At 67.0% G+C, this 22044-nt stretch carries 18 protein-coding genes; 11 read left to right on the top strand and 7 right to left on the bottom strand.

Going from position 1 to position 22044, the window contains the following annotated elements; translation table 11 throughout:
• Position 1 precedes the first annotated feature (1 nt).
• From CKJ85_RS12060 to CKJ85_RS00900, 3 genes are all read left to right on the top strand, one after another.
• Complete coding sequence (locus CKJ85_RS12060; RefSeq protein WP_198947119.1) at positions 2–421, top strand: cell division protein DivIVA; 420 nt, start codon at positions 2–4, stop codon at positions 419–421.
• A gap of 94 nt (positions 422–515) precedes the next feature.
• On the top strand, positions 516–686 hold the full coding sequence (locus tag CKJ85_RS00905) for a DUF3117 domain-containing protein (RefSeq protein WP_095275850.1): 171 nt from the start codon (positions 516–518) through the stop codon (positions 684–686).
• 65 nt (positions 687–751) lie between these two features.
• Entirely contained in the window at positions 752–1648 is an 897-nt protein-coding gene (locus tag CKJ85_RS00900; protein WP_095548389.1) for a methyltransferase domain-containing protein, read from the top strand.
• 14 nt (positions 1649–1662) lie between these two features.
• On the opposite strand, the gene CKJ85_RS00895 is transcribed toward CKJ85_RS00900, so the two are convergent.
• Complete coding sequence (locus tag CKJ85_RS00895) at positions 1663–3093, bottom strand: GH32 C-terminal domain-containing protein (RefSeq protein WP_095553139.1); 1431 nt, start codon at positions 3091–3093, stop codon at positions 1663–1665.
• Between the two features lie 17 nt (positions 3094–3110).
• On the bottom strand, positions 3111–4265 hold the full coding sequence (gene glgA, locus CKJ85_RS00890) for a glycogen synthase (RefSeq protein ID WP_198947118.1): 1155 nt from the start codon (positions 4263–4265) through the stop codon (positions 3111–3113).
• A 132-nt stretch (positions 4266–4397) separates the two neighbouring features.
• Between glgA and glgC the strand changes: the two genes are divergently transcribed.
• Positions 4398–5615 carry a glucose-1-phosphate adenylyltransferase gene (gene glgC, locus CKJ85_RS00885; protein WP_369825006.1) on the top strand — a complete coding sequence of 406 codons (1218 nt, stop codon included), beginning with the start codon at positions 4398–4400 and terminating at the stop codon, positions 5613–5615.
• Here the strand turns inward: glgC and CKJ85_RS00880 are convergent.
• Positions 5612–6298, bottom strand: a complete 687-nt coding sequence (locus CKJ85_RS00880) for an O-methyltransferase (RefSeq protein WP_095546204.1) — start codon at positions 6296–6298, stop codon at positions 5612–5614. The two genes, glgC and CKJ85_RS00880, sit on opposite strands and share 4 nt — an antisense overlap.
• A gap of 109 nt (positions 6299–6407) precedes the next feature.
• Here CKJ85_RS00880 and sigE point away from each other — a divergent pair, with 109 nt between their 5' ends.
• From sigE to tatB, 3 genes are all read left to right on the top strand, one after another.
• The gene (gene sigE, locus CKJ85_RS00875; protein ID WP_095553137.1) at positions 6408–7022 is read left to right on the top strand and encodes an RNA polymerase sigma factor SigE; all 615 of its coding nucleotides are present in this window, start codon (positions 6408–6410) and stop codon (positions 7020–7022) included.
• A 140-nt stretch (positions 7023–7162) separates the two neighbouring features.
• Positions 7163–7549: an anti-sigma factor gene (locus CKJ85_RS12305; protein WP_304441672.1), complete on the top strand. Its 387-nt coding sequence runs from the start codon at positions 7163–7165 to the stop codon at positions 7547–7549.
• 12 nt (positions 7550–7561) lie between these two features.
• Positions 7562–8026 (top strand): Sec-independent protein translocase protein TatB, encoded by a 465-nt coding sequence (gene tatB / locus CKJ85_RS00865; RefSeq protein WP_095553136.1) that lies wholly within the window; start codon positions 7562–7564, stop codon positions 8024–8026.
• Positions 8027–8045: 19 nt separating this feature from the next.
• On the opposite strand, the gene CKJ85_RS00860 is transcribed toward tatB, so the two are convergent.
• Positions 8046–9182 (bottom strand): Mrp/NBP35 family ATP-binding protein, encoded by a 1137-nt coding sequence (locus CKJ85_RS00860; RefSeq protein WP_095275865.1) that lies wholly within the window; start codon positions 9180–9182, stop codon positions 8046–8048.
• 79 nt (positions 9183–9261) lie between these two features.
• Between CKJ85_RS00860 and CKJ85_RS00855 the strand changes: the two genes are divergently transcribed.
• Together CKJ85_RS00855 and CKJ85_RS00850 are read left to right on the top strand one after the other, a co-directional pair.
• The gene (locus CKJ85_RS00855; protein ID WP_198947126.1) at positions 9262–9834 is read left to right on the top strand and encodes a general stress protein; all 573 of its coding nucleotides are present in this window, start codon (positions 9262–9264) and stop codon (positions 9832–9834) included.
• 51 nt (positions 9835–9885) lie between these two features.
• Positions 9886–10671, top strand: coding sequence for a hypothetical protein (locus tag CKJ85_RS00850; RefSeq protein WP_095553135.1), 786 nt, complete (start codon positions 9886–9888; stop codon positions 10669–10671).
• 91 nt (positions 10672–10762) lie between these two features.
• Here the strand turns inward: CKJ85_RS00850 and CKJ85_RS00845 are convergent, their stop codons facing one another.
• From CKJ85_RS00845 to CKJ85_RS00835, 3 genes are all read right to left on the bottom strand, one after another.
• Positions 10763–14542, bottom strand: a complete 3780-nt coding sequence (locus CKJ85_RS00845) for a multifunctional oxoglutarate decarboxylase/oxoglutarate dehydrogenase thiamine pyrophosphate-binding subunit/dihydrolipoyllysine-residue succinyltransferase subunit (protein WP_095553134.1) — start codon at positions 14540–14542, stop codon at positions 10763–10765.
• Positions 14543–14657: 115 nt separating this feature from the next.
• Entirely contained in the window at positions 14658–18374 is a 3717-nt protein-coding gene (locus CKJ85_RS00840) for an ABC transporter ATP-binding protein (protein ID WP_095553133.1), read from the bottom strand.
• A gap of 4 nt (positions 18375–18378) precedes the next feature.
• Positions 18379–19338 carry a hypothetical protein gene (locus CKJ85_RS00835; protein WP_143340111.1) on the bottom strand — a complete coding sequence of 320 codons (960 nt, stop codon included), beginning with the start codon at positions 19336–19338 and terminating at the stop codon, positions 18379–18381.
• Positions 19339–19498: 160 nt separating this feature from the next.
• Between CKJ85_RS00835 and CKJ85_RS00830 the strand changes: the two genes are divergently transcribed.
• Together CKJ85_RS00830 and CKJ85_RS00825 are read left to right on the top strand one after the other, a co-directional pair.
• On the top strand, positions 19499–21070 hold the full coding sequence (locus CKJ85_RS00830; RefSeq protein ID WP_095553131.1) for a carboxylesterase/lipase family protein: 1572 nt from the start codon (positions 19499–19501) through the stop codon (positions 21068–21070).
• Between the two features lie 146 nt (positions 21071–21216).
• A complete protein-coding gene (locus tag CKJ85_RS00825) occupies positions 21217–22041 on the top strand; it encodes a hypothetical protein (protein ID WP_095553130.1) in 825 nt (274 codons plus the stop codon).
• Positions 22042–22044 lie beyond the last annotated feature (3 nt).

Below are 22044 nucleotides of genomic sequence, written 5' to 3'. Positions count from 1 at the left end.
CATGCTCTCTTGGATTATCCTGATTCTTGTCTTGGCGCTGTTCAGCGTGCTGGGGACGCTGCTGGCGTCGTCGATTTTTGGGCGCGGTGAGACGCAGCCGCCGATGCCTGATACGGAAGATGTGAAGGCGGCGAATCGCCGCGCGGTTGAGGACGGCAACTTTGACGACATTCAGCTGGAGGTTGTCCACCGCGGGTACCGGATGGACCAGGTCGACGAACTCATCGCGCAGCTGACCGGCCAGGACACCGCGGAGTGGCGCGACGACGAGGCCGCTGAGGCTCGCCCGGCGCAACCCCGCAACCCGCAGAAGGTGGACTCGCACTCGCTCACCGAGGGCGTGAGCGCGGCGGAGTTTGAGGCGCCCGCGACGCTGGAGCCGGCACCGAAAGCTGGGGAAAATCCGTACGGAAAGGCATAGTTAGCTACCGAAATGCTGCTTGGCCCGGATGGTTGAGCCCATACAGGCGTATCATTGACTCCATACGTCATTGAGTTCAAAGGAGAGAATACGCATGGCAGCAATGAAGCCGCGCACTGGTAGCGGCCCGATGGAAGCTGTAGAAGAGAGCCGAAAGATTGTGATGCGCATTCCATCCGACGGCGGCGGGCGGCTCGTCGTGGAGATGAGCAAGGAAGAGGCAGCCGAGCTGGGCCAGCTGCTTATCGACGCCGCGGGGCAGTAACCCACGCCGTCACCGCATTCACCCTGCACCGCTTGGCCTGGCCGGCGGTGCGGTAAGCTTTCCACATGCTCAAAGACATCGTGGACGTGCTTGCAGACCCGGCAGATCTTTCCCCGTTGCGGGGCGAGGACGACTTTTCGCGCCTCGTCTCCGAGACGGGGCATTCTTATGACGTGGCCAAGCAGGGCTACGTTACGCTGGCCAGCGGAAAGGGCCTGAACCACGAGGGCGACTCGATCGAGATGATCCACGCCCGCGAAGCCTTCCTCTCGCAGGGGCACTTCGCGCCGTTCGTCGAGGCCGTGACGCAGCAGGTGCAGGACGTGCTGGAGCACAGCGCGCCCGAGCCGGGCGACCCGTCAGCGGAGGAGGCCCACGGCGTGGCCGAACCTGCCGTGCTGGAGGTGGGGGCCGGCACCGGCTACTACCTGGCGCACACGCTGGACAGTGTCGGCGGCGCGCGCGGCATTGGGCTGGATATTTCTGTGCCCGCCGCGAAGCACCTGGCAAAGTCCCACCCGCGCGTCGGCGCCGTGGTGGCCGACGTGTGGAGCCAGCTACCGGTTCGCGACGGCAGCGTTCACGCCATCATGGACGTCTTCGCGCCCCGGAACCCGGCGGAGTTCGCCCGCGTCCTTGCGCCCGGCGGTGAGGTCGTAGCGCTCATCGCGCACCAGGGGCACCTGGACGAGCTGCGCGAACCGCTGGGCATCCTCGGCGTTGAGGCGGGCAAACTCGAGCGCATGGTGGAGCAGGCCAAGGGCCACCTGGAGTTGGCCGCGGAGCCGCAGCTCATCGAGTACACGATGCGCCTGGAGCGCGACGCGATTGCCGCGCAGGTAGGGATGAGCCCGTCGGCGCGCCACGTGGCGCCGGACGTGCTGCAGGAGCGCCTCGCGGCGCTGCCGGAGCACATGGACGTGACGGCGCGCGGCCAGCTGGTCCGGCTGCGCAAGGCGTAGGCCGGAGCGGGCGCCTACCGGGCGCTGGGGAACCCCCGGCGCCACTCGTTGTAGATCTCGGCGTCGCCCGCCGCGCGGGAGCGGATTCCGCTGTAGCCGGTGGAGGACCAGATGCGGGATGCGGTGACGACGCTGCCGCCGCCCGCGTAGACCTCGAGGGTGGAGCCGTCGACGATGACGGTGATGTTGTCCTCATCGTCGTCGTGCACCTCCGCGACGGCGGGGTTGCCGTCGAGACGGTCGACGGTGAGGGTCTCCCCGTTGTGGCTGATCACAGCCACCGGCTCGCCGTTGCCGTCCAGCACCTCGGCCTCCACGGACGAGCCCGCAGGGATGTCGCACAGCGCCGTCCACATCAGTGCGTGGCGCGACGACTGCACCGCCTCCGGCAGCCCGCCGGCGGGGACCTGGTAGAGCTGCCCGTGCTGCAGGGTCGCGCGGCGCGGCAGCGTCAGCGTGTTCGCCCAGCCCTCGGACTCCCAGTTTGGTTCCTTCGTGGGGTCGCCGTGGCGGCCGGAGTCCGTCATGAAACCGAACAGGTAGGTCCGCTCGTAGCGGTCCTCGGCGTTCGACGGCTCCAGGGTGTAGGCGGAGTTGCGGGGGCGGGTGAAGTCGTGGCCGTAGTCTAGCGGCTTCGCCTGGGATGTCACGGTGAAGACGCTGCCCTTGAGCACGCCGACGAGGTACACGGTGCGGTCCTTGCCGTCGATCTCGGCGGTGAGGAAGAGGACGTCGTAGATCTCGCCGTCCACCTCGTCGCGCAGGCGGGAGATGCGCGGGGCGACGAGCGGCTTGGTCACATCGAGGCCGGGGTCGCCGTCGAAGGTCAGCGCGCCGTCGACAAGCCAGCTCTGGCCGTCGTGCGAGGAAAGGACGACGGGCACGGGTGCCTCGAGCGAGCCGGTGACCGCGAGCATGAGCCAGCCGTCGTGGCCGCGCTCGCGGTTGTCGTCTTCCTCCCAGTCAGGGACGACGCAGGGGGAGCGGAAGTTGGTGTAGACCTGGCCGTCGACCTCCGTGTCCTGGACCACCGCGCCGAGGCGCTTGACGCCGGCGGAGGGGAGCAGTTCGCCGGTTTCGGATTCCTCCAGCTCCTCGCAGAGTGCGGCCAGGTCGTCGGCGTGCGCGCGCTGCACGGTGTCGCCCGCAGAGGTGTTGGAGGTGAAGTATAGGTCCGCGCCGTCATCGGTGGCGACGACCGCACCGGCGCGGACGTTGAGCTCACCGCCGATGGCGACGAGGGCGTCGTTGCACTCGAGCCAGCTGAACGGGTCCTGCTCGCTCATGTCGTGCCCCCACGCGCTCGGGGAGTCCGGGGTGAGCTTGTACTGGTAGAACATGTGCCACACGCGCTCGCCGCGCTCGCCGGCGCGAATGACACCTGCGGGGCCCTCGAGGATGCCGCGCTCGGCGGTCACGTGCAGTTCGGGTCTGTAAACGCTCATACTTAGTTCTGTTTCCTCTACAGCAGCTTCTTGTATACGTCCACGGTTTCCTGCGCGATAGTAGACCAGGAGAACGTGTCGCGGGCGCGCGCCAGGCCCGCGGCACCCATGCGCTTCGCCGTCTCCGGGTCCCCGGCCAGCGCGTTGACTGCCTCGGCGAGGGCGTGCTCAAAGGCCTCCGGATCGTGCTCGTCGTAATCAACGAGGGTGCCGGTCTCGCCGTCAACCACGACCTCCGGGATGCCGCCGACTCGCGACGCCACCACGGCGGTCTCGCACGCCATGGCCTCCAGGTTGACGATGCCCAGCGGCTCGTAGATCGACGGGCAGACGAACACGTCCGACGAAGCGTAGACCTCGCGGATCTTCTCCGGCGGCAGCATGTCCTGCACCCAGAAGATGCCGTCGCGCTGCGCGCGCAGCTTCTCGACGAGCCCCTGCGTCTCCGCCGCAATCTCCGGGGTGTCCGGGGCGCCGGCGCAGAGGATCAGTTGCACATCCTCGTCGAACTGCTGCGCCGCCTTGAGCAGGTGGGGCACACCCTTCTGGCGGGTGATTCGGCCGACGAACGAGACGACCGGCTTCGCCGGGTCCACCCCGAGCTCCTCTAGAATCGTCGCCTGGCCGGGGTACCAGTTATCGGTGTCGATCCCGTTGAGCACCACGTGGACCTTGTCCGGCTCAATGCGCGGGTACGCCCGCAGGATCGCGTCTTTCATGCCGGAGGACACCGCGATGACCGCGTCGGCATACTCCATGGCATTCCGCTCGCTCCAGGAGGAGACGTTGTAGCCTCCGCCGAGCTGCTCGCGCTTCCACGGGCGGTCCGGCTCCAGCGAGTGCGCGGTGACCACGTGCGGGATTTCGTGGAGCTGGGATGCCAGGTGGCCGCCCAGGCCCGCGTACCAGGTGTGGGAGTGCACCAGGTCCAGCCCGCTCGCCGCGTTGGCCATGCGCAGGCCAGTGGACAGCGTCTTGATCGCGCCGTTCGCGTCGGCGAGCTCCGGGTCTACGCCGTGGACGTAGACGTTGTCCATCTCGCGCGGCTTCCCCATGCAGTGCACGTCGACGTCGATAAGCTCGCGCATAAAGCGCGTCAGCTCAGTGACGTGCACGCCGGCACCACCGTAGATCTCCGGTGGGTACTCTCTGGTCATCATTCCGACTCTCATGAGCCCCAACAGTAGTGAGGAATGCGCGGCGCTGCAGGAACCCGAACGGGAGGTGTGGTGTGTACCCCTAAAGTGGTGAAAATGTGTACATAGCCACTGCGGGAGACGTTGCTTTTCAATACTCTGGTGGGCGTGAAAAGCCAGCCAAGAGTCCTCGCCATCGTCCTCGCGGGCGGCGAAGGGAAGCGACTGTTCCCCCTGACCGCCGACCGCGCCAAGCCTGCAGTCCCGTTTGGCGGTAACTACCGCCTCATCGACTTCGTCCTGTCCAACCTGGTCAACGCGGGGTACATGCGCATCGCCGTGTTGACGCAGTACAAGTCCCACTCGCTCGACCGCCACGTCGCCACCGCGTGGAACGTGTCCGGCCCAACCCCGCAGTACATCGCGTCCGTGCCCGCGCAGCAGCGCCGCGGCAAGCGCTGGTACAACGGCTCGGCGGACGCGATCGTGCAGTCGCTCAACCTCATTTATGACGACAAACCGGACTACGTCCTCGTCTTCGGCGCGGACCACGTCTACCGCATGGACCCGTCGCAGATGGTGGAAAACCACATCGCCTCGGGTAAGTCAGCCACCGTCGCCGGCATCCGCGTGCCGCGTGCGGAGGCCACCGCGTTCGGCTGCATTCAGTCCGACGAAAACGGCACGATCACCGAGTTCCTGGAAAAGCCGGCCAACCCGCCGGGTACCCCGGATGACCCGAACGTGACGTTCGCGTCCATGGGCAACTACGTCTTTTCCACCGAGGCGCTCGTGCAGGCCCTGCTGGAGGATGAGCAGAACGAGGACTCCGCCCACGACATGGGCGGGGACATCATCCCGTACTTTGTGAACCAGGGCGAGGCGAACGTCTACGACTTCTCCGAGAACCACGTGCCGGGCGCGACCGAGCGCGACAAGGGGTACTGGCGCGACGTCGGCACCATCGACTCGTTCTACGAGGCGCACATGGACCTGATCTCCTCGCACCCGATCTTCAACCTCTACAACAACGCGTGGCCGATCCACTCCACCGAGGACGGCAACCTCCCGCCCGCCAAGTTCGTCATGGGCGGCATCGCACAGGAGTCCATCGTGGCCTCCGGTTCCATCATCTCCGGCGCGACGGTGCGCAATTCCGTCCTGTCCACGGACGTGCGCGTGGAAGAGGGCGCGACCGTGGAGGGGTCCGTGCTCATGCCGGGCGTGCGCGTGGGCAAGGGGGCAGTGGTGCGCCACTGCATTCTGGACAAGAACGTCTACGTGTCCGATGGTGAGATCATCGGCGTGGACCCGCAGCGCGATCGCGAGCGCTACAAGGTCTCCGACAACGGCGTGGTCGCCGTTGGCAAGAACGAAGTGATCTAGCGCTTCGTCACAAGCGTCAGTCCCCCGTCGAGGGGCAGACGCGTGACGACGCCACCGTGCTCCGCTGCGAACGTCTCCGCGTAGTCGTCCGCTTCGCGGGCGGCCGCGGTCTCGCGGTCGCGGCGGGTGGCGTCGGCGACCGTGCCGTCCAGCAGTGAGCCGGCGAGCACGAGGGTGCCGCCGGGGGTGAGGAGGGGCCACGCGGCGTCGATGATCGCCCCGAGCTCAACGGGCGAGACGTCCGCGTAGATGACCTGGTAGGCGTCATTGGCCAGGCGTCCCATCACATCGAGCGGACGGGCGGTGAGGAAGCGGACCCGCGAGGGCGCGTACCCCGCGGCGCGCACTGCGGCCTTCGTGCCGGACTGCAGCGCGGCCTCGGGCTCGATGCAGGTCAGGGTGGACTTTTCCGGCAGGCCGCGCAGCAGGTGCAGGCCCACGGTGCCCGCGGCCGGGGTGACGGCGACGGCGCCCTGCGCGGCGTCTGCGCGCGCGCCCGCCGCGGCGAGGGTTGTCAGCAGCGTGCCCACGGTCGGGGAGGGCAGGCTCACGCCGTTCTCCTCGGCCTCAACGCGGGCGACCTCGAGCCCTTGGCTGAACGGGTCCGCGTCCGCCGCGCCCTTCGCGTGGTTCGCGCGCTGGTCGATGTAGGCGATCATTTGGGAAAAAGCTGTCTCACTCACACCGCATATCATAGCGAGCTGCGGATCGTGAGCGGATTGTTACCCGCCACCAGGCAAAGTGCCGGGCAAAGTGTTGCCCAGTCTCAGTTATCTCTGCCACAATAGAGCAATGACTTCACCGCGCGAGCAGCCCACCCCGAACGCCGACACGCTGACGGGCACTGCGGCGTTTGACGCTGGCCAGGGCGGGATGCCCACCTGGGCCGAGTTGGTTGCGGAGCACGCGGACAGCGTCTACTGCCTTGCGTTCCGCCTCTCCGGCAACCAACAGGACGCGGAGGACCTCACGCAGGAGACGTTCATGCGCGTCTTCCGCAACCTGAAGAGCTACAAGCCCGGCACATTCGAGGGCTGGCTGCACCGCATCACCACCAATTTGTTCCTGGACATGGTGCGCCACCGCGCCACCATCCGGATGGAGGCGCTGCCGGAGGACTACGAGCGCGTCCCAGGCACCGACATGACGCCGGAGCAGGCGTACACGGTGGCCAACCTCGATCCCGCGCTCCAGCACGCGCTGGACGAGCTCGGCCCGGACTTCCGCGTCGCCGTGGTGCTTTGTGACGTCGTCGGGATGACCTACGAGGAGATCGCCGACACCCTCGGCGTGAAGATGGGCACGGTCCGCTCGCGCATCCACCGCGGCCGTCAGCAGCTGCGCGCGTCGCTGGAGGCGCAGGCAACACACGATCAAGCGGCGAAGGACCTGATCCGGGCGCGGTAGTCTTACCTGCTGCGCGGGGCGGTCAGCGCATTCGGCGCCGGACGGGCGTACGCTAGGTGCAAATTGGGCCAGTGGCCTCAACATGCGATCGAGCGAGCACGAGGAGTAAAGGAGCGCACTGAGTGGGCGAGGTGAGCAGGGTGAGCAAGAAGATGCCGTCGGCTGCGTCGGCCTCCGGCGCACCCCGGCGCAAGCAGTTTTCCTCCACCGAGCACCTCAGCCCCGAGGCCATCGCCGCGTTCACCGACAACGAGCTCAGCGCCACGGCGGCGCGTCGCGCCCGTTCGCACCTGATGCAGTGCGCGGAATGCTTCGCCGAGGTGCAGGCGCAACGCGTCACCTCCCAGCGGGTGCGCCGTTGCAACGACGATGACTTGCACGCCCCGGACTCGCTGGTCGAGCGGCTGGCGCAATTGTGCAGCTACGACGTCGCCGACCGTCCGGGGGCGGATCCCTCCGCGCAGTCTCACGGCAGCATGTTGGACAAGATGGAAGTAGTTTTCCGTACGCTGAGGCGCCGCGGGTAGAGGGAGCAGGCAGTGTTTTCCAACATCGGCTGGGGCGAGATTTTCTTCATCCTCATCATCGGCCTCATCGTCATCGGCCCCGAGCGTCTGCCGGGCGTGATCCAGGACGTCCGCGCAGCCATTTATGCGGCCCGCAAAGCCATCAACAATGCGAAAGCGGAGCTCAACGGCGAATTTGAGGAGTTTGAGGAGTTCCGCGCGCCCATGCAGAAGGTAAGCAAGTACGCCGCCATGGGCCCTAAGCGTGCGATGGCGCAGATGCTTTTCGACGATGACGTTAAGGACGCGAACGCCCCCGGACACACCGACCCGCGCGAGGCGCTTAGCGACGACCCGCAGGCCCGGACCCCCAAGCCGCCCGTCAACCCGGGCGAGCCCGGCGGGGGCTCCACCCGCCAGGTGGCGCGGCGCGACGCCCAAGGAAAGCGCAAGCCGGACGCATCCGGCGGCGGATTCTCCTGGGCCGACATCACCTAGGCGCAGGCAGCGCCAGGGGCTACTTCACGCCGAGGTTCAAGCTCTTGCCCGCCAGCGAGGTGCGGCGGATCTTTAGTTTGTTTGCAACCTCCGTGATGGCCTTGGCGGCGGGGGAGTCGGGCTCATCGAGCACGACCGGCGTGCCCGTGTCCCCGTGCTCGCGCAGCTTCGGGTCCAGCGGGATCGACCCGAGCAGCGGGACCTCATTATCCGTCAGCGCGGTGAGGCGCTCGGCGACCTGCTCGCCGCCGCCCTCGCCGAAGATGTGCATGGTGGAGCCGTCCGGCATGACCATGCCCGCCATGTTCTCAATCACGCCCGCGATCGGCTGATCCGTCTGCTGCGAAATAGTGCCCGCGCGCTCCGCCACCTCCGCGGCCGCGGCCTGCGGGGTGGTGACGATGAGCAGCTCGGCGTTGGGCACCAGCTGCGCCACGGTGATGGCGACGTCGCCGGTCCCCGGCGGCAGGTCCATGAACAGGACGTCGAGGTCGCCCCAGTACACGTCCGCGAGGAACTGCTGGATGGCGCGGGTGAGCATCGGGCCGCGCCACACGATCGGGGCGTTGCCCTCCACGAACTGGCCGACGGAGATGTGGCGGACGCCGTGCGCGATCGGCGGCATGAGCATCTCGTCCACCACAGTCGGGCCCTGCCCCGCGGAGCCCATGAGGCCGGGGATGGAGTGGCCGTAGATGTCGGCGTCGATAATGCCCACGGAAAGCCCCTGCTTGGCCAGCGACGTGGCGAGATTGACGGTCATGGAGCTCTTGCCCACGCCCCCCTTGCCCGAAGCGACCGCGAAGACGCGAGTCCGCGAGTTCGGGTCGGCGAACGGGATCGCGGGGCCGCTCTGCTGGCCGCGGAGGGACTGTGCGAGCTCGCGCCGCTGCTCGTCGCTCATCGTGTGCAAGGTGACCGAGACTTCGCCTATGCCCTCGAGGTCCTCGAGCACCGCGCGCGTGTTGGACTCGATGGTGTCTCGCATCGGGCAGCCGGCGATGGTCAGGTATACGCCCACGGCGACATCGTTGCCGTCAATGGACACGGACTCGACCATGTTGAGCTGCGTGATCGGCTTGCCAATCTCGGGGTCCTCGACGCGCGAGAGGGCCTCGTAGACGGCGTCTTTAGTAATCGGGGAAGTGTCAGTCATAACGCCTACCAAGTATAGGGTGGCGCGCGACGTGGCAGAAACGGCGTAGCGCGGTCCAGCCATGAGCGCGGGCGGTAAGATGTGGACGTTGCACGCGCAGGCCGCTGACTCCCCGGAAAGGACACCGACCATGACATCCCCCTCGCTCCGAAGCCCGCAAAACCGCGAGATCCCAACCGGCTGGCCGGTGGGCAGCTTTGGCACCTACCAGGAGGCGCAATCGGCCGTGGACAACCTGTCCGACAACGAGTTCCCGGTGGAAAAGCTCACGATCGTCGGCGTCGACCTGATGCAGGTGGAAAACATCACGGGGCGGCTGACCTGGCCGCGCGTGCTCGGCGGCGGTGCGCTCTCCGGCATGTGGTTCGGGCTGTTCATCGGCCTCATTATGGGGATGTTCGCGTCCGAGGGCAGCACTTGGCTGCTGGTGTCTATGTGCGTCATCGGCGGTGCCGTGTTTGGGCTGATCTCCGCGGCGTTTGCGTACGGGTTCACCGGCGGCAAGCGCGACTTCGCCTCCGCGACCACGATCGTGGCGGGCCGCTACGACGTGCTCGCGGAGCAGGACGTGGCCACTCGCGCCCGCGACATGATCGCCGCGATGGGGCAGCCGCAGCGCCCGTTACCGGGGGCCGACGGCGACGAGCGTTAGGATCAAGAGGACCAAACGGCCGAACGTACTGACCGAGAGGACGGGATCTGTGTGGGCAAGGTGAATCAGCGGTGGCGACGCGTCGCCACCGCGGCGATAGTGACAGCGAGCGCGCTGTCCCTCGCGTCCTGCACGCCGTTTGAGCGGCCGGAGATTGCCACCGTACTCAACGTCGGAGCAGAGGGGACGCTCGCTATCGCCGTCGACCCGGCGTCGCCGGAGCAGCTGGTCATCGGAGAGATCTACAACCAGGTCCTCGCCGCGTACGGCCGCCCGGTCGGCCTCGCGGCGAACTCGTCGTTTGCGTCGCGCAGCCCGTTGGACATCCTGAAGGAAGACAACGTCGACATCGTGGTCGGCTGCACGGGCCAGGTCCTCACGCAGCTGGATCCGCAGACCGCGGCAAGCTTCACGCAGCCGAGCGACGAGGCGGCCGGAGCCGCGGACGAGAACACGACGAGTAGCGCGTCCGAGGCCGAGCGCCAAGATGAGGTGTATGCCGCCATGGTCGCCACGTTCCCCGCAAACGTTCGCTCGGTGGATCCTTCGCCCGCGCAGGCCTGCCAGGACAGCGAGGCCGCGAAGCAGGGTCTGCCGGAGAACATCGTCCCCATCATCAAAGACGGCAGGCTCACCCGCACCGAGTCGACCCGGTTGAACTTTATTACGCGCGTGATGTCCACCAAGGACATCGAGGAGATGACGGAGCGCGTGGAAGAGGGGGAGACTGTGCGTTCTGCGGTGGCAGAATGGTTGATGGAGTACGCGAGCATCAACATCAACGCCCCGAAAACCAAGGACGAGGACGAGAAGGACGGGACGCAGCGCGCGGCGTAGCGGGAGGCGTCGAGAAGCGCGCGCCCTAGGTGCGACCAAGAAGAAAGGCCCCCAGGACGTTGCGTCCCGAGGGCCGATGTGCTGCGAGGCGTTACTTGGCGAATGCCTCCTCGAGCAGCGCCTTCTCCTCCTGCTGGTGCACCTTGGCCACACCGGTGGCGGTGGTGGACTGTGCACGGCGGGAGACGCGAACCATCTTCGGCATGTCCGGGATCAGCTCGCGCAGGTGCTCGTTGTAGAACGGCCAAGCGCCCTGGTTGGCGGGCTCGTCCTGGACCCAGCGGATCTCCTTCGCATTCGGGTAGTTGGCAAACGCGTCGCGGAGGCGGTTGAACGGGATCGGGTGGAGCATCTCCACACGGATGATCGCGATGTCGTCGCGGCCGTCCTTCTCGCGCTTCTTCTCCAGCTCCCAATAGATCTTGCCGGAGCAGAGCATGATAGTGGTGACCTTGTCCGTGTCGGCGATCTTCTTGTTGCCGCGCTGGACAAAGTTCGGGTCGTCGATGACGGACTGGAAGCGGTTGACCTCGATGAAGTCAGCCGGCTGGGACACCGCCGCCTTGTTACGCAGCATCGACTTCGGGCTGAAGACGATGAGCGGACGCTTCATCTTACCCATCGCCTGGCGGCGCAGGAGGTGGAAGTGGTTTGCCGGGGTGGACGGCTGCGCGATGGTCATGGAGCCCTCCGCGACGAGCTGCAGGTAGCGCTCGATGCGGGCGGAGGAGTGGTCCGGGCCCTGGCCCTCGTAGCCGTGCGGGAGCAGCAGGGTGAGCGACGACAGCTGGCCCCACTTGGTCTCGCTGGAGGAGACGTACTCGTCGATGATGGTCTGCGCGCCGTTGGCAAAGTCGCCGAACTGCGCCTCCCACGCGACCATGGCGTCCTGGTTGCCCAGGGTGTAGCCGTACTCGAAGCCCATGCCCGCGAACTCGGTGAGGGCGGAGTTGAAGACCTCGAAGCGGCCGCCGTTGCCGGACTCGATCGCGTTGTGGTCGAGCGGGTTGTACGCCTCGCCGTTCTCCGGGTTGTACAGGACCGCGTGGCGCTGGGTGAAGGTGCCGCGCTGGGAGTCCTCGCCCGCCAGGCGGATGAACTTGCCTTCCTCGGCCAGGGAGCCGAAGGCGAGCAGCTCGCCCCAGCCCCAGTCGATGTTGCCGTCCTCAAAGGAACCGCCGCGCTTCTTCATCACGGACTTCAGGCGCTTGTTGGAGGTGAAGTCCTCCGGCAGGTCCACGAACGCGCCAGCGAGGCGCTTGAAGGTCGCCTCGTCGATGGAGGTATCCAGGCCGTGGGTGAGCTCCTGGGAATCGGTGATGCCGGTCTGCTCGCTCGGGTGGCCCTCGTGCTCCTTGACGTCGGCGAACACGGAGTCCAGCTGGTCGTGGAAGTCCTGGGCCGCCTTCTCGGCCTCGTCGGCGTTGATGTCGCCGCGGCCGACGAGGTCCTTGGTGTAGCGGGTACGGACCGAATCGTGGCTGTGGATGCGGTCGTACATCACCGGCTGGGTCACGGTCGGGTCGTCGGCCTCGTTGTGGCCACGCAGGCGGTAGCAGATGAGGTCGATAAAGACGTCCTTGCCAAACTCGCGGCGGTATTCGGTAGCCAGCTGGGCAACCCACGCTGCCGCCTCCGGGTCGTCGCCGTTGACGTGGAAGACCGGGCAGTCGAAGCCCTTGGCCAGGTCGGTGGCGTAGAAGGAGGAACGGCCGGAGTCCGGGGTGGTGGTGAAGCCGATCTGGTTGTTCACCACGATGTGGACGGTGCCGCCGACGGTGTAGCCGGGCAGGCGGGACAGGTTCAGGGTCTCCTGAACCACGCCCAGGCCGGTGAAGGAGGCGTCGCCGTGCAGCATGATGGGCACGACCGGGTGGTCCTCGCGCACGCCGGCTTCCTTGAGGATGTCTGCCTTTGCGCGGGCCATACCGACGAGGACCGGGTCGACGGCCTCGAGGTGCGACGGGTTAGCGGCCAGGGAGACCTTGATCTCGCCGTCGCCGAACATCTGGATGTGCTCGCCCTGGAAGCCGAGGTGGTACTTCACGTCGCCGGAGCCGCCCTGCTGTGCGGACTGGACGTTGCCCTCAAACTCGTTGAAGATGGTGGCAACCGGCTTGCCCACGATGTTGAACAGCACGTTGAGGCGGCCGCGGTGCGGCATGCCGATGACGACCTCGTCCAGGCCCTGGCCAGCGGCGGTGTCAATGACCGCGTCCATGAGCGGGATAAGGGTCTCGGCGCCCTCGAGCGAGAAGCGCTTCTGGCCGAGGTACTTGGTCTGCAGGAAGTTCTCAAAGGCCTCTGCGGCGTTGAGCTTCTGCAGGATGTACTTCTGCTCGGCGTTGGTGGGCTTCGGCATACCGACCTCGAGGCGGTCGCGCAGCCACTCGCGCTCGTCGCGGTCCATGATGTGGGTGAACTCCGCGCCGATGTGCAGGGTGTAGGCCGCGCGCAGGCGAGACATGACCTCACGCAGCGTCATGGTCTCCTTGCCGCCGAACCCGCCGACGTGGAAGGTGCGGTCCAGGTCCCAGATGGTCAGGCCGTGGGACTCCATGAGCAGGTCGCGGGAGTCCGGCATGGGCAGGCCCGGCTGGTGCCAGCGCAGCGGGTTGGTATCCGCGATGAGGTGGCCGCGGGAGCGGTACGCCTGGATCAGCTGCATCACGCGGGTGTCCTTGTTCACACCGGTGTTGGGCTGGTCCTGTGCCCAGCGCATCGGGGAGAACGGGATTTCCAGGGCGGTGAAGATGTCGTCCCAGAACTTGTCGTCGATAAGCAGCTGCGAGATGTCGCGGAGGAACTCGCCGGATTCCGCGCCCTGGATAACGCGGTGGTCGTAGGTGGAGGTCAGCGTGACCAGCTTGCCCACGCCGAGCTCGGCGAGGCGGTCCTCGGACGCGCCGGCAAACTCAGCCGGGTAGTCCATGGCGCCGACACCGACGATGGTGCCCTGGCCCTTGGTCAGGCGCGGGATGGAGTGGCGGGTGCCAATGCCGCCCGGGTTGGTCAGCTGGATGGTCACACCGGAGAAGTCATCCATGGTCAACTTGCCGTCGCGGGCGCGCTTGACGATGTCCTCGTACGCGTCGATGAACTCGTTGAACGCGAGCTTCTCGGTCTCCTTGATGGCGGCGACGACGAGGGAGCGGGAGCCATCCTTGCCCGGCAGGTCGATCGCCAGGCCGAGGTTGATGTGCTCCGGCTGGACGGCGAAGAACTTGTTGCCGTCCTCCTTGTAGTTCTTATTCATGTCCGGGTGCAGCTTGGCTGCCTGGACGATGGCGTAGCCGATGATGTGGGTGAAGGAGATCTTGCCGCCGCGGGTGCGCTTGAGGTGGTCGTTCACCAGCGCGCGGTTCTCAAACATGAGCTTGACCGGCATGTCTCGCACGGTCGTCGCCGTCGGGACTTCGAGGGACTCGTTCATGTTCTTAGCAATCGCCTTGAACGCGCCCTTGAGCTGGAACTCGCCGGGCTCAACCTCAATGTTGTTGATGTTGTCCAGCGGGGACTTCTTCGGCTTCGGCAGCGTTGCCTTCTCCTTGGACGCGGTGGCCTTCGCGGCGGTGGCGGCGCGGTCGATCTGGGTCTCGCGGCCGTCCTGGCTCGGCGCGGCGGTGGAGGAGGAAACCTTCGGGTCGGTCTTCGCCGTCTCCTGCTTCGCAGCCGGCGCAGCGGAGGCCTTGGCGGCCTTGGGCGCCTGCTGAGCCTTCGACGCCTGCTGAGCCTTCGGTGCCTTGGGAGCACCCTCTGCATCGAAGAGCTTGCGCCATTCCGGATCAACGGAATCCGGGTTCTCCTGGTACTGCTGGAACATCTCGTCAACCAGCCAGCTGTTCTGGCCGAACGTGTTATCGCTGCTCACGGCAGGTCCTCGCCTCTTTCTGTCGGGTCTTTACTCGAACTAAATCTTGACTGTAATTCGCTTGATAGCCAGAGCGTTAAAACTCTCTCGCATTCTTCCACGACGCCACCATGGCCTACCCCCGATTTCGGTTGACTGCCCACATCCGGGCATATTTTCCGTCCGATTTCAGGAGGGTCTCGTGGGAACCATCTTCTATGATACGTCCTCCTTCAACGACAACTATGCGGTCGGCCCGTTGCGCGGTGAGCAAACGGTGCGCGACGATGATGGAGGTTCTCCCAGCAGTGGTACGACCAGCAGCGTTGAGGACGGCGTGCTCGGTGGCCGGGTCAAGCGTCGCGGTCGCCTCGTCCAGCAACACCACATCTGGGTGGAGCAGTTCCGCCCGCGCCAGCGCAATAATTTGCCGTTGCCCGGAGCTGAGCCCGCGGCCGCGCTCGCCGACCGAGGCGCAGAACCCGCCGGGGATCGCCGCGATGACGCCGAGGGCACCGAGCCGGCGCACCGCGTCTTCGATCTCAGCCCGCGAGGCGCCCGGCGCGCCGTACGCGATGTTGTCGGCCACGGTGCCGGGGAAGAGGTAGGACTCCTGCGGCACCTGCGCGAGCGCGCGCCGCCACGCGGGCAGCGGGAACTCGGTGATGTTCGTGCCCGAGGCGGTGATCCGCCCGGCGGTCGGGTCGTAGAAGCGAGCCAGCAGCTTGACCACGGTCGACTTGCCCGCGCCCGTCGGCCCCACCAGGGCAACGGTCTCGCCGGGCCGAAGGTCGAGGTCCAGGTCTTTCACCACCAGGGTTGGGGTGTCGCGCTTGTCGACGCCCCCGTAGCCGAAGCTCACGCCCTCGAGAGCAAGCGGACCGCGGGCGGCGTCGGCGGCGCGCGGGTTGGTGCCGGTATCGGGCACGGTTGTGCGCTCCGCCAGAAGCTCCGTGATGCGGTCGAAGCTGACGGTTGCCTGCTGCCAGGAGTCAAAGATCTGGCCCAGTTGCTGAATCGGCCCGTAGAGCTGTCCGAGGTACATGGTGAAGGCGACGAGTACGCCGACGGAGAGGTCGCCCTCGGACACGCGCGTCGCGCCCACGCCGACGACGGCGGCCGTCATGATTTGCGAGATGGCCTGCATGCCCGGGAAGTAGGCGGCGAGGAGCGTCACGGAGCGCATACGGAGGCGTCGATAGGCGAGCGAAGCGTCTGTGAACGCCGCCTCGGCGCGGCGCTCCACGTTGTACATCTGCGTGACGCGGATTCCGCCGATGAGCTCGGCGAAATCGCCGTTGACCACCGAGATCTGGGCGCGGGCGGCCGTGAAGTAGCGGCGCGAGAGGCGGCGGAAGATGAGTGTGGCGGCGACGATGACGGGCACCGCGCTCATCGCGGTGAGCGTGAGCTGGCCGTCCGTGGCAAGCAGCATGGCGGAGACGCCGACGAGGCTGCCTGCCGCCACGATCGCCTGCGCCAGCCCGGTCTGGAGGAAGCTGGAGAGGGTGTCAATGTCCGTGGTCAGGCGGGTGATGATGCGCCCGGACAGGTGCCGCTCGAAAAAGCTCAGCCCCAGCTGTTGGAGGTGCGCGTAGGTGCGCAGACGCAGGCCATAGAGAAGCCGCTCGCCGGAGCGGGACGACAGGACGGTCAGGCACGCGTCGGCGGCCCAGCCGATGAGGACGACGGCGAGCGTCGCGCCCGCGATTGCACACAGCGCGCGGAAGTCGTTCGGTGCGATGCCGCGGTCGATCGATGCACGGATGAGCGTGGGAAACGCGAGGTCGGCGAGCACGCCGACGATGAGGAGCGCGACGCTGCCTGCGATCAGCCAGCGCACCGCGCGGAAGAGCTGCGAAACCTTGAACTCGTTGCCGCTGCCCGTCGGGGTGCGCAGCCGCGCAAGCGTCGCCTCGTTGAGGTTCGGCTGCTCTCGCGCGGGCGGGAGCTTTGCGACGTCAGCCAGCAACCCAGCATCAGCCATGATGGTATGCCGACCGCCCCCGCTGCTGGTCGCGCGGGCGGCGGATGCCGCGGCCAGGTCGGGGTTCGCGGATGTGGAGTGCTCGTCCGGCCAGAGCAGGTGCTCGGGCGCCTCCGCGCTCGCGGGGGCCTGCGTCGCCTCGGGGGTCATGAGTGCGCGGTAGGCGGGCGTGGCGATGACGTCCGCGCGGGGGCCGTGCTCGGTGACGCGGCCGGCGTCGAGGATGAGGACGGTGTCGGCATGATCGACCGTGGATTGGCGGTGGGCCACTGTGAGGACGGCGACGTCGCCGAGCTCGGTGCGAAGGTTGTGCAGGATCTCGGCTTCGGTGATGGCGTCGATGGCGCTGGTGGCGTCGTCAAGCACGAGCACCCGCGGCTGCGAGAGGAGCGCGCGGGCGAGGGCGACACGCTGGCGCTGCCCGCCGGACAGGGTGAGCCCGCGCTCGCCGACGAGCGTGTCGTAGCCGTCGTCGAGGCGCTCGATGAACTCGTCCGCGCGCGCCAGCCTGGCCGCGCGGTGCACCGCCTCCGTGAGCGCCTCGCCCGATAGCGCCGCGGGCGCGCCGAGGGCGATGTTGTCAAAGACGGAAAAGGAGAAGAGGAAGGCGTCGTCGAAGACGCAGGTCACCCGGTCGCGGAGGTCCTCCTGCGCAAGGTCGGAGTAGGGGGTCGTGGCCAGGGAGGTGTCGACAAGCCCGCACTGCCCGGAATCGGGGGTGTAAAAGCCGCCGGCAAGTTGCACGGCCATGGTCTTGCCGGCACCGGGTGGGCCGACGACCGCGAGGGTTTCGCCCGGGGAGACGGTGAAGCTGACGCCGTCAAGCACTGTGGTCCCGCCGTTGGAGAAACGCACGCGGTCGAACGCGAGACCCACGGGGCCCTCCGGGGCGCTGCTGCGCGCGGGCTCCGGCGAGTGCGGGGCGAGGGCGAGGACCTCGTCGAGGCGGTCGAAGCTGCTCATACCCATCTGCAGGCGCACGTACTGGTTGGTCAGCATGGACATCGACGAGGTCAGCGACGTCAGATACGTGGTGAACGCCACGAACGCGCCGATGGTGATGCCGCCGCGCATCACAATTAGCCCCGCCGCGACGATCGTGATGACCAGCGCAATCTTGGGCAGCTGCGACAACAGCGGCTGGAAGCGGGCAGTCAGTTTCGCCGCGCGCATCTTCACCGCGTACAGCTCGCGGCCAAGCGCATCAAGCTTATCGACGCTCCTTCGCTCCCCGCCGAACGCCTTGACCACCCGCACCCCGGAGACGGTCTCTTCCACGTGCTCCGCCAAATCCGCCGTGGCCTGCTGGTTCACCCACGTGGCGGCGTAGAGCGCCTTCCGGGAGCGGTTCGCCTCCCACAAAATCAGCGGCAGCAGGCACAGCGCCATCGCCGTCAGCGACAGATTCATACCCACCATGACGACGAGCGTGCCGACCAGCTGCATTGCGCGGGTGAAGAACATGGGCGTTTGGCCCAGGACCATGGCGTACTGGTTGAGGTCCGAAATCGAGCGGGCCACGATCTGGCCGGTGACAATCGCGTCCTGCCCGTTGCCATCCAGCCGGTGCATCGTGCGCAGCAGTTCCACGCGAAGCCAGTGCTGGGAGGTGGCGGAGAGCCGGCCCGACGCCCAGCGGCGCACCGCGCCCAGCGCGTACGTGACCAGCGCGACGCCAACCATCGTCCACGCGGTGCGCGAGACCGAGCCGGTGGCATTGCCCGTGGCGATGTCCACCGCGCGCCCCGTCAGCGCGGGGAGGAGGACCTGCAACACCGCGGCGGCCGCAGCGGTGGAAAACGCGAGCGCCGCCGTGACCGGGGTGGCGGTCAGCGAGCGGCGGAATAGGGGGAAGCCGTGGGGCACGGCGCTACTTGGTCGCTTCGATGGCGGCGTCGACCTGCGCGCGCTCCTCCGCGTCGTTTTTGCCGCGGCCGAAGATGTTGAGGATCCACTGCGCGAAGCGCTTCGGGTCGATGCTCAGGCCCTGAGAGTCCTGCCCGTCGTCCTTCTTCGGCGGGAGCGGGGTAGCGAACGCGTCCGGCACCGGGTCGAGCGACTGGCCGACGCGCTTGATCACCTCATCCGCAAGCTTGCGGTTTGCCGTGGTGCCAGCGACCGCGCCGAGACCCAGCGGGAGGAGTTTGCCAATCCAGGCGCGGCGCATCTTCTTTCGCACCTGCTTCAGTGCGGCCTTGGTGAGCATGTTGTTTGCCTCAGCCAGGCCCGGGCCGGAGAAGCGTGCGAGCGTGGACTTGGACGGCAGGCGCGAGGCGTTCTCGCCGACGAACGTGTCCACGATTGCGAGGCCCTCGGTGCACACCAGGGTGGTGAGCACCATTGCGCGGCGCTGCTCAGGGTCGGCCGGATCGTCGCCACGCAGGTACGCGGACGCGACGGTGTAGAAGGCGGCCAGGTCCAGGAACAGGACGGACTCGCCGGCTACTGCCGCGCTGCCGGAGATCAGGCCGACGCCCGGGACCGCGGCGGCGGCACCGACGCCAGCGCCGGTAGCGGAGACGGTGTTGCGGAAGTGCGCGTCCATGCGTTTCTGCACGTCCTGCGGGGTTGCGTCCGTGTCCTGGCGACGCAGCCAGTCCACGTACGCGCGGATGGTGCCGGTCTGGAGCGAGACGGCCTTGTCCACGGAGCTGATGAAGGCGCGGGCGATCGGGCCGGCGCCTTCGGCCAGCTGCGCACCGTTGGCGGCAGTGACGTCGCTGGTATCGCTGGCATTGCCTTCGCGGTTCGTGCTGTCCTTGTCGTTGTTGCGGCCAAACAGTCCCATGCTTTCCTCCTCCGGGGCGAGCCCGATTGTGTGATGTTGCAAACCTATTGTGCACGTTTCGGCCGAACGCTCGGTGATTGCTCGTGCTCACCTGGGCGGTCGGACCGAGTTCCGCACGGTATAGCGTTGCGCGTGCGGTTTCCATTCCCGTTGCCGTTGAGCGTCGCTGTGCGCGACCGCGTTCGCGTCTAGGGTGGGGGCTATGTCGAGCGCTGATCAACCGGTGGTGACCACAACTGCCGGTCGCGTGCGCGGAATTGTCGACCCGGACACGGGGGTCCGCACCTGGCGCGGCGTGCCGTACGGCGCGACCACCGAGGGCGCGGGGCGATTCCGTGCGCCCCGCCCGGTTGAGCCGTGGACCGGGGTGCGCGACGCGAGCGCCTTTTCGCCCCCGGCCATGCAGGGGTTCTTCGGCTGGACGGACAACGTCATCGGCACGGAGGACTGCCTCACGTTGGACATCGTGCGCCCCGACAACGACGAGGAGTTGCCGGTGGTGGTGTACTTCCACGGCGGAACCTTTGTCACGGGGTCGAGCCACGAGAAGGTTCTCCAGGGGCACTACCTGACGAAGACGACGGACATCGTCTACATCTCGGTCAACTTTCGCCTGGGCGTGTTCGGGTACTTGGACTACCGCACGCTCGGCGAGGACTGCGTGGCCAACCCGGCGCTCTTGGACCAGATCCTCGCCCTGCGCTGGGTCCACGACAACGCGGCCGGGTTCGGCGGCGACCCCGGCCGCGTCACCATCATGGGCGAGTCCGCGGGTGGCGCGGCGGTGATCCACCTGATGTGCGCCCCGGCTGCGCGGGGGCTGTTCCACCGCGCGATTGCGCAGTCGCCGCCCGTTGCCAGCGTGCACTCCCGCGTGCAGGCGGCGATGTGGGTGCGCAAGCTGATCAAGGATATGGGCTTGCCCAGCCAGACCACGTTGGAGGCGCTGCGCGAGGCTGACGCCGAGGCACTGGTGCGGGTCGGGCAATCGATGCTGCTCAACCGCAAAGAGCTCGTCCAGTTCAACACCAGCTTCATGCCCACCGTGGATACGCACACGCTTCCCGCGCACCCGATCGACGTGTTCCAATCCGGTGCCCAGGCGCCGGTCCCGCTGATCATCGGCACGAACGCGGATGAGGCCAGTTTTGCCAAGGCGCTGTACCAGACGAACAAGTCGCGCCTGCGGGCGGCGCGCCGGGCGCTGAGCGTCTACGACCCCGACAACGCCGAGGCGGTGCTGGAGACGTACGATTTTGTGGACGATCGCCGGAAGTTTGCCGCCCTCATCGCGGACGCGGTCTTCTGGGCGCCGTCGGTGATGCTGGCAACCGAGCATCGTCGCACGGCCCCGACCTGGATGTACCGCTTTGACTACGCGTCGACCACGATGCGCCGGATCGGGCTCGGCGCCATGCACACCTCGGACCTGGCGGCGGTGTTCGGCGATGCGAAGGCAACCCGCGCTTCCAAGTTCGACCCGTTCCAGCCGCGCGAGGAATTCGACGAGGTCAGCGCCGCCATGCAGTTCCACTGGGGCTCCTTCTTCCACAACGCGCATCCGGGCGAGAAGTGGCCGGTCTACGGTTTCCGCAGCGACACGGAGCCCGGCCGCGCGACCGCGATCTTCGCGGCGAAGTCCTCCGTGGAGTACGACCCCAAGGCGGCGCAGCGCCGCGCGTGGGAGGGCTTTGACATGCGCGAATGGGGCATGCACAGGCAGGACCTGGTGGAAACGCTCACCGATTCCATCGCCGACGAGGGCAACGCTTAGCGACGCCACCGCCACCCCCTCTACACACCTCCCAGCAATTTTCACCGCGCATGCACCCGGGCTTTGTGCGCGTCGGCCGACGGCGCGGCGAATTCCTGGCTAGGCTGGGGCAGGCCTGGACTGGAGAGTGGAAGGAAACCGCCGCCATGAGCTTTTTCGAGGACATTGCAGCCAGCCTTGACCGTGAAGGGATTGAATCCCGGGTACACGACGACACCATGTTCGTGCCCATCACGTCCGAGGTGGAAATCCAGTTTGTAGAAATCGACCCGCTCCTGCCTGCCGCCAATGTGTACATTGCCGCCGCGGACGTGGACGAGGACGATGAAGAATTTGAGGCCGCGCTCGTCGCCGTCGTCTTCTCCGTGGAAAGCGCCGTGGAGACCGTGGCAGAGCACATGGCCACCGACCAGGTGATTACCGTGCTGCGCGACCTCCTCGAGGCTACGGACGAGCGTATTGAGGACCTGGAGTTCTTCCCGGATCGCGTCAACAGCCAGCTGGTGCGCGCCGAGGTCGGCGAAAGCGCCGAGCTGCAGGTCCAGGTCGAGGTGGTGCAGGGGACCGCCACCGCGACGGTCGAGTTCATCGCGCTGTCGGACAACTACGACGACCTCATGGACGACGCGATCGGCGAACTCTGGGAGTCCGACGGCGACGCAGAGCTGACCGAGGAGGATCGACTGCGCCTGTTCGAGACCATCCACAGCGAAGCGGTGTCCGAGGCGGAAATGCTCAGCCTCGGCACGTTCACCGACTTCGACCGGCTCTTCGACGTCCTGTCGCTTGCCGCTGACCAGGCGGAGGAGTGGGAAGGCCAGCTCCTCCCGCTGGAAGACGACGAGGACGAGCCCGACATCTACGACATCTTCGGCCGCGACGACGTCGAAGATGATGAAGACGACGACTTCGATGATGAAGACGACGAGGACGACGGAGACGACGAGGACGACGGAGACGACGAGGACTAGCCC

It is taken from the genome of Corynebacterium sp. NML 150383, assembly GCF_002285085.1.
GTDB lineage: Bacteria > Actinomycetota > Actinomycetes > Mycobacteriales > Mycobacteriaceae > Corynebacterium > Corynebacterium gottingense.
Note: the sequence above shows the minus strand (reverse complement) of the source record. Positions and strands in the feature narration are given on the sequence as shown.

Bases quoted from the DNA above. Each gene is read 5' to 3' on its own strand.
- CKJ85_RS12060 (WP_198947119.1), top strand. From the start codon at position 2: ATGCTCTCTTGGATTATCCTGATTCTTGTCTTGGCGCTGTTCAGCGTG.
- CKJ85_RS00905 (WP_095275850.1), top strand. From the start codon at position 516: ATGGCAGCAATGAAGCCGCGCACTGGTAGCGGCCCGATGGAAGCTGTA.
- CKJ85_RS00900 (WP_095548389.1), top strand. From the start codon at position 752: ATGCTCAAAGACATCGTGGACGTGCTTGCAGACCCGGCAGATCTTTCC.
- CKJ85_RS00895 (WP_095553139.1), bottom strand. From the start codon at position 3,093: ATGAGCGTTTACAGACCCGAACTGCACGTGACCGCCGAGCGCGGCATC.
- glgA (WP_198947118.1), bottom strand. From the start codon at position 4,265: ATGAGAGTCGGAATGATGACCAGAGAGTACCCACCGGAGATCTACGGT.
- sigE (WP_095553137.1), top strand. From the start codon at position 6,408: ATGACTTCACCGCGCGAGCAGCCCACCCCGAACGCCGACACGCTGACG.
- CKJ85_RS00860 (WP_095275865.1), bottom strand. From the start codon at position 9,182: ATGACTGACACTTCCCCGATTACTAAAGACGCCGTCTACGAGGCCCTC.
- CKJ85_RS00855 (WP_198947126.1), top strand. From the start codon at position 9,262: ATGTGGACGTTGCACGCGCAGGCCGCTGACTCCCCGGAAAGGACACCG.
- CKJ85_RS00830 (WP_095553131.1), top strand. From the start codon at position 19,499: ATGTCGAGCGCTGATCAACCGGTGGTGACCACAACTGCCGGTCGCGTG.
- CKJ85_RS00825 (WP_095553130.1), top strand. From the start codon at position 21,217: ATGAGCTTTTTCGAGGACATTGCAGCCAGCCTTGACCGTGAAGGGATT.